We start from the raw sequence: 13,863 nt of genomic DNA, 5'->3' as shown, positions 1-13,863 counted from the left end.
CCTGCCTATCGCTGCTGAAAGGCCACCTTGAGCCCCAGTCCCATAAACAGCGTGCCGATGATTTTGCCTTCCCAGCGACGCAACGTTGACAGCCCCTTGATCCCGCGACTCAACGGGCGAATCGAGATCGCCAGCAAGCTCGTGTAAATCGCGCTGAGCACCGAAAAAATCAAACCCAGCACCGCAAATTGCACCAGCGAGGAACCCGATTCCGGGTGCACGAACTGCGGCAGAAACGCCAGGAAAAAGATCGCGGTTTTCGGGTTCAGCACTTCGGCCCCGATCGCCTGGAAAAACGCCTGGCGCGGCGTCACCGCCGGTAACTCAAGGCGCGCATGCGTGCCGGTTTTGGCCATGAAGGCCCGCACGCCCAGGTAGATCAGATACGCCGCACCAGCCCACTTCACCGCATTAAACGCCGCCGCCGAGGTCATCAAAATCGCTGACAGGCCCAAGGCCGCGCACAGTGTGTGAATCAAATCGCCGCAAGCCACCCCCAGCCCGGTGGCGATGCCCACCTTGCGCCCGCCTTGAATCGTGCGCGTGAGCACCAACAGCACCGAAGGGCCGGGGATCAGGAAAAGACCGATCACCACGGCGACGTAGGTGACGAGGGAGGCGAGTTCAAACATGGCGGCGATCTCTGAGTCAGGCACGGCCTACAGTAATCCTCATGTAGAGGGGTAATGCAACGCCGCTCAAGCAAACGCCGCCTGCATAAATGCCTGCAAGCCTTTTTCTTCCAGAATCTCGATGGAGAAATGCCCAAATCGCTTGGGCAACCAAATGATGCGCGTGCCGGATGGCGACTGCAGATCCTCCAGGGCCAATGGCCGGCCGTTCTCATCCTCCGGTTGCACGCCCTTGGCGACCAACTCGGCATAGGCCACCTCGATGTCCGGCGTGGTGTAGCAGTGCCGGTAAATCATCCCTTCGCCGTGTGCGTCCAACAGCTCGCGCAAGTTACCCCTCAGCGGCTGCACCAGCATGAAACGCTCCTGGCCCATCAGCACGACCGCATACCGCACATGAAAGCCGCCGCGATTCCAGACTTGAGTGGTGGAGAGGTTGGCGTTGAAAATGTTGGCGTAGTACGCGCACGCCTGTTCGAGGTCCTCGACCAATACATCGACGTGGCTGAATGTCAGCTCCATTGCATGCCCTCTGGCGGATATGGGTTCAGGCGACACTAGCCGATTTACAACTGTTTACGTATTCACAGAAACGTTCGATATAGGCTTTGAACAGCCCCGACCCACTGTTCGCTGAGCCAGCCGCCATGAAACTGCCTGCCATCGCTGTCACGTTTTTTGCCCTCGCCACCTTGCAGTCGCCATGGGCGCAAGGCGCGACGCCCATCACCCATGTCGCCCTCTACCGTGGCCCGGCGGGCTGTGATGACTGTTCCGAAAACGTCAAAAACGCCTTGCTGCGGCTCAGCCCCAACTACCAGATCGACTTTGTGGGTGCGGACGAAGCCATCGACATCACCCCGCAAAACCTTGCGCGTTACGACCTCTATGTTCAGCCGGGCGGCGGACAGGACATTCCCGCCGCACTCGACAGCTTTGGTGATGCACGCGTGGACGCCATTCGTGAATACGTGGCCAAGGGCGGGCGCTACCTGGGGTTATGCATGGGCGCTTATCTGGCGGACAACAGCAACTTTGGGTTGATACCGCAGGACCTCGACTCCGAAACCGGGCGGCCGGGGTTTGAAGTGCGCGGGGTTGAAGACGCGGCGGTGCGGGTGATGTGGGATGGCAAGCCGGACAGTGTGTTCTATCAGGACGGGCCGTATTTTCCCAAGGTTGATGGGCACGCGCCGTATACGGTAATTGCGACTTATCGCAATGGGGATGTGGCGGCGGCGCGGTATCGGTATGAGAAGGGCGTAGTGGTGCTGAGCGGGCCGCATCCTGAGGCGGGGAAGGCGTGGTTTGAGAATGCGGGGATTGCGGTGAGTGAGATGCCGCGGGGGGAGTTGTTTGGGGTGTTGGTGGGGAGGGTTGGGGAATGATGTGTTTATTTACGTTTGTTCGGTAGCGGGTTGTTGGAAAGGGCAGTTTTCGGCCAATAACGGACATTCAAAAGGTATATGAAAAAAGTGCCTTTTCACAAGGCAGCATACGTGTATCTAAAAAACTAGTAAAAAATGGAAGCAGATTAATTTCCTTGAAAGTAAGTCCGCCCCCATTTTCTGTGCTAGAGATTGGCTGCGCTATTGAGTTAGGGCTCATTTATAGCTATATGTGTCATCGAGGCGAACCTTGTGAATAACTATTTTTCTTCTCGATTTTGTAAGCTGTTCAAATGAAAGCTGTATGGCATTGTGGGCTTGGATGCTGCCTTGTCGTGCATCAGTCATAAGCCATGACTCAATTATGGGTAGATCCTTTTGATTTCCTGCTCCTTTTTTTAGGGTGTCTAGTAGGTCCCAATATTGATTTGAATAGTTTTGAATATTTTTTAATGCTCTTCTGATGTCGAAAGCTATCAAATTAAGTTGGGGGATTTTTGTCGTAAGTTCTTTAAGGATGTATTCTAGATCGCTAATATCGTCATCATTAATTGAAATCCCTAGTGCTAAATGGCTAGAGAGACTGGGTTGAATGCTGAGTTTTCGAAGCACACTTCGAAGTCGACGGCAGTAAAATATCATCAGCTCTGCAGCTTCTTGTTTTCGGCGTGACTCTTCAGAGATTTTTAAACCCCATTGAATAGCACCACTTGAAACTACTCCGATAATTGCTGCAGTTGCTCCAACCAATGCTCCCTGTACTGCTGGCTCCATTAATATTACTCCTTTTTGTTTTGTATGTGCTGAGAAAAAGCGGCGATCCGCTTTCGCGATATATGAAAATTGCATAAATCGGGTGAGGTCACGATTTAAGCAATCGCCCAAACGTGGTCTGAGCCCGATTACATTCATTTGATGGTGATAACAAAATCCATTGTAGTCATGCTGGCAAGGTTGCTATCAATATAGTCACAAAGCAAGCCTGTCACCAGTTTTCTAGATACACCCTTGATGTCCTGATTTTTTCTGTGTTCCAAACCTATGCCTGCGAATCGGAACAGCTGTTCTGAGCTTGCGTCAGTGAAGCCACTATTGTTCCGGTAAAAGGGGCAGATTTATTTTCAGGAAAAAATCTGTCCCTTTACCTCTTACTTGCGGCCCTCAATCATTTAGCAAGCTCACGAACAAAGCGTGCGCATCCCTCGGGGTCGGGAGTTGGCCATTTGACCGTGATTGATAGTTCATCAACGGGTATCTCAATGATTGCCAGTGCCTCAGTCCGCCGTTTATATGAAATCGGGGTCAGACCACCATTGGTTTAAACGTGGGCTGACCCTGAGGAATCTACCAAAAGTGCGGTCAGGTAGGGTGCAGTTGTCCACTACAGCGTCGGTAACCGGTCCAGCGCGCAAGTGCGCTCTATTTTCGGCTCGTCGGCCGTGGGCACGCGCACGCCCGAATCGACATTGAATATGTCGATGTAACAACGGCTCAGCGAGCCCGGGACGTCGACAATCCCTCCCTTGATCACATAGCGTGCGCCCGGCGAAAATTCGCTGACAAACGCTACGCTGCACGAGCGATGGGCATTGGCCACGCCGCGCATTTCCAAGTGCAGCGGCTTGCCGGCTTCAATTGGGAAAAATCCCTCCGGCGTCGAGACATTCTTATAAACGGAAACCAACTGCTTCCCCATCCCTGACTCAGTCGCCACGGTTCTGCCGTATTTGCAGCCGATGGCAGGCGCCTCGACCAGAGTCACGCCGTTTCGATAATTTTCCATAGAGACCAATTCGCTGCGGATCAGCGCCTGGGGCGCCCCCGCCGGCACAAGGTATTTCGGCGCTGGAGCGCAGCCTACAAGTAGCAGAACTGAGCACAGGTAGAGAGGCTTCATAATTTCCTTATTAATGGAGGTAGAGGCGGCACTAACAGGCCTGATCAATCACAGTGAGTCAAGCAATAAGTGAGAAGGATGGGCGGCTGACCAGGTTGAATTAAAGGTGAACCGCCCTTGGTTTATTAGATACGCACAATGGCCGCTTCTGGCCGAAAGCAGCCCCTTTCCCCGCCAACCGGTCTACCATGGTGTCCCCCGGCAGTGGTCCATGCGCTCCCGATCATTTTTTTATCAAGGTATCGCCATGTCCATCGACCAAATCTCCCTCCCAAAAGGCGTCGGCCCTCACGCCATCAAGCTGCTCGACGCCATCACCGGCGCTTCCACCCACGAAGAACTCAACCGCGCTGGCGGCAAAGCCGAAGGCTTTGTGTTGGGGCTGGAAGCCACCAAAGCCATCAAAAGCCAGATCGCCGAGTCGTTGTATGTGGCTTATGACGATGCGGCGAGTAACCGCGCGGGTGAGTTGAAGGGTTAAGAACCGGCAATGCAGGACGTTGCGCGCGCAGGTCGGTAAACTGGGCGCCTTTTTATTTCTCAGGATGAGGCTGTCATGTTCAAAGTTGCTCTTGCGTCACTGCTGCTGGCGTGTGCCTTCGGCGCTCAAGCGGATACGACTGTTGATGTGTCAAAGATTTACGGCAACATCAAGTTCGTCAGTAGCTTCCCGGACTATAAGGTCAAGGTGGTAAACAGTTTCCCTGACCTTAAGGTAAAACAGGTGAGCAGTTTTCCCGATTCGGCCGGCAAGTGGAAAACAGTCGAGAGCTTCCCCGACTACAAGATCCAGATTGTTGACTCCTTTCCAGACTTCACCATTCAGTACGTTGATTCGTTCCCTGGGGTTAATTGAAGGCAGCGCCCTCAGCGGCGCTGCGGTGGGCTGTTGGTCAGCCAGTGCAAGGCGCTTCACGGTCGAGCAATTTGGCCGTGAGCAGCACGCCCAGTTCGCTCAGTTGGTGAATGGCCAGGGCGATGTCGCGGTGTTTGCCGCACAGGTCTTCGGACAGGTCGAGCAGCAGGGTGCTGACGCTGGTGAAGGTTTCGTAGCTGTTGGTGATGAGGGTTTCGGTGCTGGCGTCGGGGACGACGGTGAAGAGGGTGGTTGAGTCTGTTGTGACATTAGCCATTGTTAAGTTCCTTGCTTGGGCTACAACCTCATCGCTACTAAACGAAAAGGCGGTGGCTGTACGCAGGTTAGTAGACCGGTGGAACCTAACAAAACCGGCGCACCCGAGGGTGCCCTACGCACAGCCACCATCAAGCACAGACGAGAACGCCTGACAGATGAAGCTTGTGCACTTGTTAGGTTAAACCGTGGGCTACTAAACCCGATCACTGAACATTCAGCGACCGAGCCACCTTAGAGACGGCCACCCCAGCGCACAAGCCGGCGGATTCTGACGCACGCGTAGGCAATGGGGCAAGGTGCTGCGGGCCGTTCGCAATTCCCCAGGCAGAGGAAACTCCCTTGTGGCGAGCAGGCTTGCCCTGCGTTGGGGTGCGAAGCGGCCCCTGCAAACAGGCGACCGAGTTTTACTGTTGGACCAGCGGCGGCTGGGTTGGGAGCGCTGCGCACTCCAACGCAGGGCAAGCCTGCTCGCCACAAGAAGTCTTCAAGCCACAACAGGCCTTCAGCCACAGCAAGTCTTCAATCCACAACAGGCCTTCAGCCACAGCAAGTCTTCAATCCACAACAGGCTTTCAAGCCACAACAAGTCTTCAAGCCACAACAGGCCTTCAGCCACCGCAAGTCTTCAATCCACAACAGGCCTTCAAGCCACAACTAGCCTTCAAGCCACAAAAGGCCTTCAAGTCACAACTAGCTTTCAAGCCACAGCAGGCCTTCAACCCACAACAAGCCTGCTTGCCACCACCGCGCCGGGTTAGAACGCCTGGTTCACCCCAACCCCACGCATGATCGAAAACCGTGGGTCGATCAGCTTCAGCGTTTGCTCGCCCTTCAAGCGCCCGACCACCACGTGGTAGGTCTTTGGCGCTTCGGAGAGGTTTTCCGGGTTGCGGGCCAGTTTTTCAATCGCCGGGGTGTTGGCCCAGTTGGCGATGGTTTTCTGGCGAATGTCGACGGTCACCACCCAGGATTTGTCCACGGCGGCGCCCATGGGGTTGGTGTTGGCGGCAATGTTCTGGACCTTGGCGATTTCATAGCCCTGGGCGTAGCAGAACCCGGATTCCTGCTGCACGTAGGCGGCGCGGCCGGCGTCGGTGAGGGTGTAGGTTTTGTCGCTTTTGGCCAGCAGGCCGGCGTTGGTCAGTGCATCGAAGGCCGGCTGGTTGGCGCTGGAGGTGCCGCTCATGACGCTGTCACTCAAGGTCACCGGGAAGCTGTTGAACATCGCCGCCTTTACGCAGGAAGCCCCTTCCAGCCTGGGTTGCAGCGCGGCTTGAATGTCGGCGTCCGATGGGCTGTCGCTGCACGCGGTGAGCAGCAACGCGGCGGCGGTGATGAGGGCCATTTCTCTGATTCGCATCGTTTTATCCTTGACGATTGGTAGCGGGCGGGCAAAGTGTATAGAAATATGGCTGTCACGAAACCCTCCCGCCAGTCGTGTAGGGTCGGTGGCTTGAGCCGCGCTGAACAGCCAAGGATTAACCATGACATTGACCGTCAACACCCTGCTCGAACTGGCCATGGCCAACCCCATCAACGCCCAGATCACCGCGCGCCTGCCCGACCTCGGTGTGGAGCAGTGCATGCTCACGGCGGGCTGCCTGTTCCAGGCCGTATGGAACCATCAGTCAAACTTGCCTGCGGCTCAGGGCGTAAAGGACTACGACGTCTTTTACTTCGACACGGATCTGTCCTACGAAGCTGAGGACAAAGTGATCCGCGCCGCCGAACGTTTATTTGAGGATTTGGGCGTTAACGTCGAGGTCAAGAACCAGGCGCGGGTGCACCTGTGGTACGGCGAGCGCTTTGGTCGGCCTTATCCACAGTTGCACTCGGCTAAACAGGGCGTGGACCGTTACCTGGTGGCCGGCACCTGCATCGGGCTGGAGATCGACACGGGCGAAGTGTATGCGCCCTATGGCTTAGCGGATGTGGAGCAGGGCGTGTTGCGCATTAACCCGCTGCACCCGGAGCCTGAGTTGTTCGCCGCCAAGGCTCGCAGTTATCAAGCGCGCTGGCCTTGGCTGAAGATCGTTGCGCCGGATGATTTGTGAACTTTTACCGACTCCCCATACGTCCTATCTTCAAATGAACCCTGAGAGTGGATAGCCCATGATCTTCCTGATTTTCCTCATCGCCTGCGCCGCCGCCGCCAGTACCGGTGTTATTTTCAAGCCCGGCCAGTGGTACGAAAGCCTGGTAAAACCCAGCTTCACCCCACCCAATTGGTTGTTTCCGGTGGCCTGGACGGTCATCTACCTGCTGCTCGCGTGGGCGGGCTATCGCCTGACGATGATCCCCGGTAGCCAATTGGCCCTGGGCTTGTGGGCGGCGCAGATTGCGCTGAACACGCTGTGGACGCCGGTGTTTTTCGGCGCGCATAACCTCTTCGCCGGGATGGTGGTGATTGTGCTGCTGTGGCTGGTGGTGGCGGCGTTGGTGGTGATGGCGTTGCGGTTGGACTTGATCACCGGGTTGATTCTGTTCCCCTACCTGGCGTGGCTGAGCGTGGCGGCGGCGTTGAATTTCTCGATTTTGCGAAATAACCGCTGATGGCCTACACACCCTGGCCTGCCAGCGAGCCTGAGCTGGCGCAGATGCGCGACTTCAACAAGAAGCTTGCCTGGATGCCGCGCTTTAAAATCCGCAACCGCGTCACGCCGCGTGTGATTCAGGCGCTGTTGCGGGTCAGCCAAACGCTCAAGAAAGCGCCGCCGGCAGAAACCCGCACGGTGGGCGCAGTGCCCGTGCGTATTCTGCGGCCGGCAGGCAAAGCCAAAGGCGTGGTACTGGATATCCACGGCGGTGGCTGGGTGATCGGCAATGCGCAGATGGACGACGACCTGAACCTGGGCATGGTGCAGGCGTGTGGCGTGGCAGTGGTGTCGGTGGATTATCGGCTGGCGATCGACACGCCGGTTGAGGGGCTGATGGAGGACTGCCTGCATGCTGCGCGTTGGCTGCTCAGCAGTGACGAGTTTGCCGACTTGCCGGTGTTTGTCGTGGGTGAGTCAGCCGGTGGGCATCTGGCGGCGGCAACCTTGCTGGCGCTTAAGCAATGGCCGGATCTGCTCAAACGTGTGCGCGGTGCGGTGTTGTACTACGGCGTATACGACTTGACCGGCACACCGAGCGTGCGCACGGCGGGGCCGCAGACATTGTTGCTGGACGGGCCGGGAATGGTCGAAGCGCTGCGCATGCTCACGCCGGGATTGAATGATGAGGAGCGTCGGCAGCCACCCTTGTCACCGCTGTATGGCGACCTTACGGGGTTACCGCCAGCGTTGATGTTTGTCGGCGAACTCGACCCGTTGCTGGACGACACGCTGCAGATGGCTGAACGCTGGGGCGCGGCTGCGCAGGTTGAGGCACACCTGTTGCCGGAATCAGCCCACGGGTTTATTCATTTTCCGGTGGCGATGGCAGATGGCGTACTTGCTTACAGTCGGGGGTGGATATCGGCGAGGATCCAGGCGGTATTGGATTACAGCCATTAGCCATTCGAGCCACACGGCGCTCGCTTTATCTTCCGACGTCAACATCTGGATCTGCGGTCATGAACACTCGTCTTCACTCACGACGCCTTCCAGCGTGAAGTCCTGAAAAGTGAAGACAGAGTGGGTGATATCTTTCCGATTCTCCTACAGGCCGCGTAACCTCTGACACCCCGATTTTCAGACTCTCGCAAGGACGCACACGTGACCATTTCCCATCCAGTCGTAGGGCTATCGGCATTTTTGCTGGTGGCGGGTGTTCAAGCCGCCGAATACAACTTCTCGTTTGATGTGCCCTACGGGCAGTACGAGCGGCAATTCAAAATGAAGACCCCAGGTGACGGCACGTTGAACTGCACGGTGTTCATCGAAAAAGAATACCGGGGCGAGAAGTGGGTGCCGGCAGTGATTCTGGCGGCTGCCGAAGACGATGCCGAGGACGACACGCTGTTTCTGTCCAGTTCTACCGAGCCAAACGGCGGGCCTCGCACGTTCCACCTGCGCACGTTCAATCAGGCGAAGCCGGTCATCGACAAGACGCTGTGGCAGGCCCCCGATGAGAAGGGCGTGTATAAGCTCGCCGTGTCGTGGTATGCCAATGGCGCCATCGGTTATCAGTACGGCGTCTATGCGAGTTGGCAAGAGAAGCAGTTCGTCGAGAAGCCAGGTTTTTCCACTCGCCATGTCAGCGTCCATGCGTCGGGCGTGAAGGGCTCTGCTTTGTGCTACGTGCAGACTAAATGACACTGAGCATGTGGGTTGGGAACTTAAAAGCTGATCGATAAGTCAGGTTAATCAGTTGCTCCTTTCCCTCATCAGGACCTCACCATGCGCGAATACACCCTGAACTACCTGTTCAACGACGAGCCCCGCACCCACGTGTTTGAACTCAAACAGCCTGAACTGCCCCTGCACGAGGCGGCGATGCATTTACTGCAATTGCATTTTGGCGATGCGGAGAATGGGTTGATCCTGCCGCCTGCGGATGCGACGCCTGAGGAGATTCTGGAGCAGGCGCAGGTGGTAGGGATCAGTCAGATCAGGGTTGTATGAACGAGCGACCGGTCATTCAGGATGTGACCTGCGACGACATTCCAGCAGTGCTGGACTTTGTCCTTGAGGCTCGCAGCGAGCTTTTCCCCAAGCTCAGCGCAGCCGGCATGCCGGATGATCTGGCGCGATTTGAAGCGGTGTATGTTCATGGCGACGGCCAGTTTTTGATCGCCCGCGTCGATGGCCGGATTGTTGCGGCCATCGGCTATGTGCACTACGACGGGCGCTTCTCCCAGTTGAATTACCAGGGCCTCAAGACGGTGGAGGTGGTACGCCTGTTTGTGGCGCCGACGTCGCGCCGACGTCGCGCCGATTCGGGTTGGCGGGTGAGTTGTACGGCGCGCTGGAGGCGAAGGCGCGGGGGGAGGGGGTGGAGATGGTTTACCTGCATACTCATCCGTTTCTTGCTGGGGCGATTGATTTTTGGCTTCGGCAGGGGTTTGAGATTGTTGATGTCGAGGCGGATCCGGTTTGGCGGACGACGCATATGCAGCGGTCGCTGTAGCGCTGGCGGCTGGGTTTTTTGGGGGGCTGAGTGGATATCCGTGATTGGGGGGGCTGAGAGGGGTTCCGCCCTTACGGCGGGTCACTTTGGAAAAGCCCCAAAGTAACCAAAGGGCTCTTGCCCCACCACTCGGCACCTCGCTTAGGCTCGGTGTGCCCTCACGCAGGCTTTGGACCGTGGGGCCGCCGCGATGGGCCATCCATGGCCCAACACGGCTAAACCGGCGTCCTGCCGGTTTACCCACGCTCCAAAACCTGTGTTCGGCCAGCGTGGTTTAACGGGGCGCCTAAGATCAAAATCAAAAGCAGATCAAGATCAAAAGCAGAGCACGGCGGCCTGGTAGCCGACCTGAGTGGTTAGATCAAAAGCGAAGGCGAGGCGGCCTGACAGCCGACCTGATGTTGGACGCTGAACTCAATCAAGGGTGGGAGCTGGCTTGCCTGCGATGGCATCAACCCGGTGTACCTGATACACCGAGGTGCCTGCATCGCAGGCAAGCCAGCTCCCACAGAAAGGCAAAGCGGTGCGGCACTGGCAGATGAACGCGGTCAAACTGTGGGAGCGGGCTTGCCCGCGAAGGCGGCAGGTCAGCCGACTGACATGCCTCTGACACACCGCCATCGCAGGCAAGCCAGCTCCCACAGAAAGGCAAAGCAGTGCGGCACTGGCAGATGAGCGCGGTCAAACTGTGGGAGCGGGCTTGCCCGCGAAGGCGGCAGGTCAGCCGACTGACATGTCACTGACACACCGCCATCGCAGGCAAGCCAGCTCCCACAGAAAAGCAAAAGCAGTGCGGTGGTGGCGGTCTGTACTCGGTCAAACTGTGGGAGCGGGCTTGCCCGCGAAGGCGGCGGGTCTGCCGACTGACATGCCACTGACACACCGCCCTCGCAGGCAAGCCAGTTCCCACAGTTGATTGGTGGTGTTGTTAGGAGCCGCGGTCAGCTCATCAGTTCGAGCGCAACCGCAGGATCTGCGCGCCGTCAAATGGGTCTGTCAGGTAGTGCGCCTGTACCCCGAATGTCTCTTGCAATCGCTGCGGCGTCAGCACCTCCAGTGGCGGGCCCAGCGCCACCAGCCGCCCGCGGTCCAGCACGGCCAGGCGATCGCAGGTCAGTGCCTGGTTGAGGTCATGCAGCGCAATCAAGGTGGTCACCGGCAGGGCCTGCACGCCCTTCAAGATCGCCAGTTGATGCTGGATATCCAGGTGATTGGTCGGCTCATCCAGCAACAGAATCTGCGGCCGTTGCGCCAGGGCGCGGGCGATGTGCACGCGTTGGCGTTCGCCACCGGAGAGGCTGCGCCACGCGCGTTTGCTCAGGTGGGTGGCGTCTACGTCGTGCAGCGCCTGACCCACAATGGCGTCGTCTTCGTCAGACCACGGGCTCAGCGCCGACAGCCAGGGCGTGCGGCCCAGCGCCACGGCGTCGAACACGCGGATGGCATCGTCGGTATCAGCCTGCTGCTCCACCACGGCCAGTTGCTGCGCGATGGCGCGCCGGGATAGGCGGCCCAAGTGCTGGCCGCCCAACAGCACTTCACCGGACGCCGGTGCACGCAAACCGGCCAGCAGTTTGAGCAGGGTGGACTTGCCGGAACCGTTCGGCCCGACAATGCCCAAGGTTTCACCTTGCTGAACGTCCAAGTGGATATCGCGCAGCAACTCGGCATCGCGCACTTTGAACCCCAGGCCCGTGCAACTGAGCACCGTCATCGCGCATTTCTCCGGCCGATCAGGATCAGCGCAAACACCGGCGCGCCGACCAGCGCGGTGACCACGCCGACCGGAATCACCTGGCCCTTGATCAGCGTGCGCGAGAGCACGTCGGCGGCGATCAAAAACAGCGCGCCGCCCAAGGCGCTGGCCGGCAGCAGCCGTGAATGCCCGGTACCGACCAGCAGGCGCACCGCATGCGGAATCACCAGCCCGACAAAGCCAATGGAGCCGACAATCGACACCATCACCGCCGTCACCAGCGCCGCGCAGCCCACCAGCACAAACTGCACCCGGCGCACTGGAATGCCCAGCGAGGCCGCCGAGTCGGTGCCGAAGGTGAACGCGTCCAGCGCGCGGCGGTGCCACAGGCACACCGCCAGGCCTGCGACGGTCACCGGCACCGCCAGCCACACCGACGGCCAGCGCACCCCGCTGAGGTTGCCCAGCAGCCAGAACATAATGCCGCGTGCCTGCTCGGAGCTGGCGGACTTGGTGATCAGGAACGCCGTGAGGGCGTTGAACAGCTGTGACCCGGCGATGCCGGCGAGGATGATCTGGCCGGTGCCGCTCGCCGAGCCGCTGGCGCGCGCCAGCAGAATCACCAGCGCAAAGGCCGCCATGGCGCCGACAAACGCGCCTGCCGACAGCGAAACCAGCCCGCCGCCGACGCCGATCAGTGCCACCAATACCGCGCCGGTCGAGGCGCCGGCGCTGATGCCCAGCAGATAAGGATCGGCCAACGGGTTACGCAACAACGACTGCAAGATCACCCCGCACGTGGCCAACCCGGCACCGCACGCGGCGGCGACCAGGGCGCGGGTCAGGCGGTAGTTCCACACCACGCCTTCGTCGATCGGGTCGAGCACGTAACCGGCTGCCCACAGTTTGTTGGCAAGCACCTGCAACACCACCTGCGGCGCGATGGCGGTTTCGCCGATGGCCACGCCGGCGAGCACGGCGAGCAACAGCAGCGCCAGGGCGAGAAGGGTACGCATCATTTGCGCAGGTCGTAGCCGTCGATGGCGCCGGCCAGCTGTTCCAGGCCATCGAACGTGCGCACGCTGGCCTGCAATGCCAGGGCGTCGAGGATGATGATGCGGTTGTTTTTCACCGCGTCCATGTTGCGCGTCACCGGGTCACTGCGCAGGAACGCGAGTTTCTTTTCATGGTCGTCGGCGGGGTAGCGGCGCCGGTCCATGCGCGCGATCACCAGGAAGGTCGGGTTGGCCTTGGCGATGGTCTCCCAGCCGACGGCGGGCCACTCTTCATCGGACTGCACCACGTTGTGCAGGCCCAGGGTTTGGAGCATGAATTCGGGCACGCCCTTGTGGCCGGCCACGTATGGGTCGCTGGCCATTTCCGAGCTGGAGAACCACACCAATGCGCTGGCCTGCTTGAGGCCTTTGCTGTGGGCGGTGGCGATGGATTTGGCCAAGCGCGCCTTGAGTTCGTCGTTCAATTGTTGGCCGCGCGCCTGTACGTCAAAAATCTCGGCCAGTTGGCTGATGCTCTTATAGACGGTCTCGACGCGAAACGGCTCCAGCCGCGTGCCGTCGGCGCCCACCAGGTTGTCCTTGGCTTCGCAGTCGGAGGGCAGCAGGTAGGTGGGGATTTTCAGCTCGTGAAACTGCTCGCGGGTGCCGACCACACCTTGCGGGCCCACCACCCATTCCAGCTCGGCGGCCACCAGCTGCGGGCGCTTGGCGATCACCGCTTCGAAGCTGGGTTCGTTGTTGGCCAGGCGCTCAATGGCGTCGTTCTGCGCCTTGTATTGTGGCAATACGTTGTTGAACCACAGCGAGGTGCCGACCACTTTGTCGCCGACGCCCAGGGCGTAGAGCATTTCGGTGGCGGCCTGGCCGATGGTCACCGTGCGCGCAGGCGCCTGCTCAAAGGTCAAGGTGCTGCCGCAGTTCTGCACCGTCAGCGGGTAGTGAGTGGGCGCCGCTTGGGCCAGGGCACAAAAGCCCAGGGCGGTGATCAGGGCAGTAACGCGTGGCAGCATCGGGCAATCTCCGGGTAAACCGTACGTGGAACTGGGG

General features: G+C 58.9%; 17 protein-coding genes and 1 pseudogene. 9 read left to right on the top strand and 9 right to left on the bottom strand.

Features of this window, described 5'->3' with window-relative positions; genetic code table 11:
• Nucleotides 1–5 precede the first annotated feature (5 nt).
• Nucleotides 6–632, bottom strand: coding sequence for a LysE family translocator (locus C4J83_RS20580; protein WP_124418055.1), 627 nt, complete (start codon nucleotides 630–632; stop codon nucleotides 6–8).
• Nucleotides 633–698: 66 nt separating this feature from the next.
• Nucleotides 699–1,154, bottom strand: a complete 456-nt coding sequence (locus C4J83_RS20575; protein ID WP_124418054.1) for a VOC family protein — start codon at nucleotides 1,152–1,154, stop codon at nucleotides 699–701.
• Nucleotides 1,155–1,279: 125 nt separating this feature from the next.
• On the opposite strand from C4J83_RS20575, the gene C4J83_RS20570 reads away from it, so the two are divergent.
• Nucleotides 1,280–2,020, top strand: coding sequence for a BPL-N domain-containing protein (locus C4J83_RS20570; RefSeq protein ID WP_124418053.1), 741 nt, complete (start codon nucleotides 1,280–1,282; stop codon nucleotides 2,018–2,020).
• Nucleotides 2,021–2,236: 216 nt separating this feature from the next.
• Here the strand turns inward: C4J83_RS20570 and C4J83_RS20565 are convergent, their stop codons facing one another.
• Complete coding sequence (locus C4J83_RS20565) at nucleotides 2,237–2,794, bottom strand: hypothetical protein (protein WP_124418052.1); 558 nt, start codon at nucleotides 2,792–2,794, stop codon at nucleotides 2,237–2,239.
• A 607-nt stretch (nucleotides 2,795–3,401) separates the two neighbouring features.
• On the bottom strand, nucleotides 3,402–3,917 hold the full coding sequence (locus tag C4J83_RS20560; RefSeq protein WP_164487955.1) for a hypothetical protein: 516 nt from the start codon (nucleotides 3,915–3,917) through the stop codon (nucleotides 3,402–3,404).
• Between the two features lie 247 nt (nucleotides 3,918–4,164).
• On the opposite strand from C4J83_RS20560, the gene C4J83_RS20555 reads away from it, so the two are divergent.
• Together C4J83_RS20555 and C4J83_RS20550 are read left to right on the top strand one after the other, a co-directional pair.
• A complete protein-coding gene (locus C4J83_RS20555) occupies nucleotides 4,165–4,398 on the top strand; it encodes a hypothetical protein (RefSeq protein ID WP_106576648.1) in 234 nt (77 codons plus the stop codon).
• Between the two features lie 75 nt (nucleotides 4,399–4,473).
• Nucleotides 4,474–4,773 (top strand): 7(1) septoil knot domain-containing protein, encoded by a 300-nt coding sequence (locus C4J83_RS20550; protein ID WP_017136894.1) that lies wholly within the window; start codon nucleotides 4,474–4,476, stop codon nucleotides 4,771–4,773.
• Between the two features lie 37 nt (nucleotides 4,774–4,810).
• On the opposite strand, the gene C4J83_RS30600 is transcribed toward C4J83_RS20550, so the two are convergent.
• Together C4J83_RS30600 and C4J83_RS20540 are read right to left on the bottom strand one after the other, a co-directional pair.
• The gene (locus C4J83_RS30600) at nucleotides 4,811–5,050 is read right to left on the bottom strand and encodes a DUF6124 family protein (RefSeq protein WP_157986861.1); all 240 of its coding nucleotides are present in this window, start codon (nucleotides 5,048–5,050) and stop codon (nucleotides 4,811–4,813) included.
• 756 nt (nucleotides 5,051–5,806) lie between these two features.
• Entirely contained in the window at nucleotides 5,807–6,412 is a 606-nt protein-coding gene (locus C4J83_RS20540) for a hypothetical protein (RefSeq protein WP_164487954.1), read from the bottom strand.
• A gap of 124 nt (nucleotides 6,413–6,536) precedes the next feature.
• Between C4J83_RS20540 and C4J83_RS20535 the strand changes: the two genes are divergently transcribed.
• From C4J83_RS20535 to C4J83_RS20510, 6 genes and pseudogenes are all read left to right on the top strand, one after another.
• Nucleotides 6,537–7,106, top strand: coding sequence for a nucleotidyltransferase family protein (locus tag C4J83_RS20535; RefSeq protein WP_124418051.1), 570 nt, complete (start codon nucleotides 6,537–6,539; stop codon nucleotides 7,104–7,106).
• A 58-nt stretch (nucleotides 7,107–7,164) separates the two neighbouring features.
• On the top strand, nucleotides 7,165–7,605 hold the full coding sequence (tspO, locus tag C4J83_RS20530; protein WP_124418050.1) for a tryptophan-rich sensory protein TspO: 441 nt from the start codon (nucleotides 7,165–7,167) through the stop codon (nucleotides 7,603–7,605).
• A complete protein-coding gene (locus tag C4J83_RS20525) occupies nucleotides 7,605–8,549 on the top strand; it encodes an alpha/beta hydrolase (protein WP_124418049.1) in 945 nt (314 codons plus the stop codon). Before tspO ends, C4J83_RS20525 begins: the two co-directional genes overlap by 1 nt.
• Before the next feature lie 201 nt (nucleotides 8,550–8,750).
• Complete coding sequence (locus tag C4J83_RS20520) at nucleotides 8,751–9,290, top strand: hypothetical protein (RefSeq protein WP_119742585.1); 540 nt, start codon at nucleotides 8,751–8,753, stop codon at nucleotides 9,288–9,290.
• Between the two features lie 84 nt (nucleotides 9,291–9,374).
• Nucleotides 9,375–9,599, top strand: coding sequence for a hypothetical protein (locus C4J83_RS20515; RefSeq protein ID WP_106576654.1), 225 nt, complete (start codon nucleotides 9,375–9,377; stop codon nucleotides 9,597–9,599).
• Nucleotides 9,596–10,104: pseudogene (locus C4J83_RS20510) on the top strand (GNAT family N-acetyltransferase). The gene C4J83_RS20515 and the pseudogene C4J83_RS20510 overlap by 4 nt, the downstream one beginning before the upstream one ends.
• 949 nt (nucleotides 10,105–11,053) lie before the next feature.
• On the opposite strand, the gene C4J83_RS20500 reads toward C4J83_RS20510, so the two are convergent.
• Genes C4J83_RS20500 through C4J83_RS20490 form a run of 3 tightly spaced genes read right to left on the bottom strand, consistent with a single transcriptional unit; the run spans nucleotide 11,054 to nucleotide 13,826 of the window.
• Nucleotides 11,054–11,818 carry an ABC transporter ATP-binding protein gene (locus C4J83_RS20500; protein WP_119742589.1) on the bottom strand — a complete coding sequence of 255 codons (765 nt, stop codon included), beginning with the start codon at nucleotides 11,816–11,818 and terminating at the stop codon, nucleotides 11,054–11,056.
• Entirely contained in the window at nucleotides 11,815–12,819 is a 1,005-nt protein-coding gene (locus C4J83_RS20495; protein WP_119742591.1) for a FecCD family ABC transporter permease, read from the bottom strand. Before C4J83_RS20495 ends, C4J83_RS20500 begins: the two co-directional genes overlap by 4 nt.
• Nucleotides 12,816–13,826, bottom strand: coding sequence for an ABC transporter substrate-binding protein (locus C4J83_RS20490; protein ID WP_119742593.1), 1,011 nt, complete (start codon nucleotides 13,824–13,826; stop codon nucleotides 12,816–12,818). Before C4J83_RS20490 ends, C4J83_RS20495 begins: the two co-directional genes overlap by 4 nt.
• Nucleotides 13,827–13,863: the final 37 nt, after the last annotated feature.

This window comes from Pseudomonas sp. LBUM920, from assembly GCF_003852315.1.
Taxonomy (GTDB): Bacteria; Pseudomonadota; Gammaproteobacteria; order Pseudomonadales; family Pseudomonadaceae; genus Aquipseudomonas.
The sequence above is the reverse complement of the archived record's forward strand: the minus strand, read 5'-3'. Positions and strand labels throughout refer to the sequence as shown.

Excerpts from the sequence above, each read along its gene's own strand:
- C4J83_RS20580 (WP_124418055.1), bottom strand. The coding sequence starts at position 632 with ATGTTTGAACTCGCCTCCCTCGTCACCTACGTCGCCGTGGTGATCGGT.
- C4J83_RS20575 (WP_124418054.1), bottom strand. The coding sequence starts at position 1,154 with ATGGAGCTGACATTCAGCCACGTCGATGTATTGGTCGAGGACCTCGAA.
- C4J83_RS20570 (WP_124418053.1), top strand. The coding sequence starts at position 1,280 with ATGAAACTGCCTGCCATCGCTGTCACGTTTTTTGCCCTCGCCACCTTG.
- C4J83_RS20565 (WP_124418052.1), bottom strand. The coding sequence starts at position 2,794 with ATGGAGCCAGCAGTACAGGGAGCATTGGTTGGAGCAACTGCAGCAATT.
- C4J83_RS20560 (WP_164487955.1), bottom strand. The coding sequence starts at position 3,917 with ATGAAGCCTCTCTACCTGTGCTCAGTTCTGCTACTTGTAGGCTGCGCT.
- C4J83_RS20555 (WP_106576648.1), top strand. The coding sequence starts at position 4,165 with ATGTCCATCGACCAAATCTCCCTCCCAAAAGGCGTCGGCCCTCACGCC.
- C4J83_RS20550 (WP_017136894.1), top strand. The coding sequence starts at position 4,474 with ATGTTCAAAGTTGCTCTTGCGTCACTGCTGCTGGCGTGTGCCTTCGGC.
- C4J83_RS30600 (WP_157986861.1), bottom strand. The coding sequence starts at position 5,050 with ATGGCTAATGTCACAACAGACTCAACCACCCTCTTCACCGTCGTCCCC.
- C4J83_RS20540 (WP_164487954.1), bottom strand. The coding sequence starts at position 6,412 with ATGCGAATCAGAGAAATGGCCCTCATCACCGCCGCCGCGTTGCTGCTC.
- C4J83_RS20535 (WP_124418051.1), top strand. The coding sequence starts at position 6,537 with ATGACATTGACCGTCAACACCCTGCTCGAACTGGCCATGGCCAACCCC.
- tspO (WP_124418050.1), top strand. The coding sequence starts at position 7,165 with ATGATCTTCCTGATTTTCCTCATCGCCTGCGCCGCCGCCGCCAGTACC.
- C4J83_RS20525 (WP_124418049.1), top strand. The coding sequence starts at position 7,605 with ATGGCCTACACACCCTGGCCTGCCAGCGAGCCTGAGCTGGCGCAGATG.
- C4J83_RS20515 (WP_106576654.1), top strand. The coding sequence starts at position 9,375 with ATGCGCGAATACACCCTGAACTACCTGTTCAACGACGAGCCCCGCACC.
- C4J83_RS20500 (WP_119742589.1), bottom strand. The coding sequence starts at position 11,818 with ATGACGGTGCTCAGTTGCACGGGCCTGGGGTTCAAAGTGCGCGATGCC.
- C4J83_RS20495 (WP_119742591.1), bottom strand. The coding sequence starts at position 12,819 with ATGATGCGTACCCTTCTCGCCCTGGCGCTGCTGTTGCTCGCCGTGCTC.
- C4J83_RS20490 (WP_119742593.1), bottom strand. The coding sequence starts at position 13,826 with ATGCTGCCACGCGTTACTGCCCTGATCACCGCCCTGGGCTTTTGTGCC.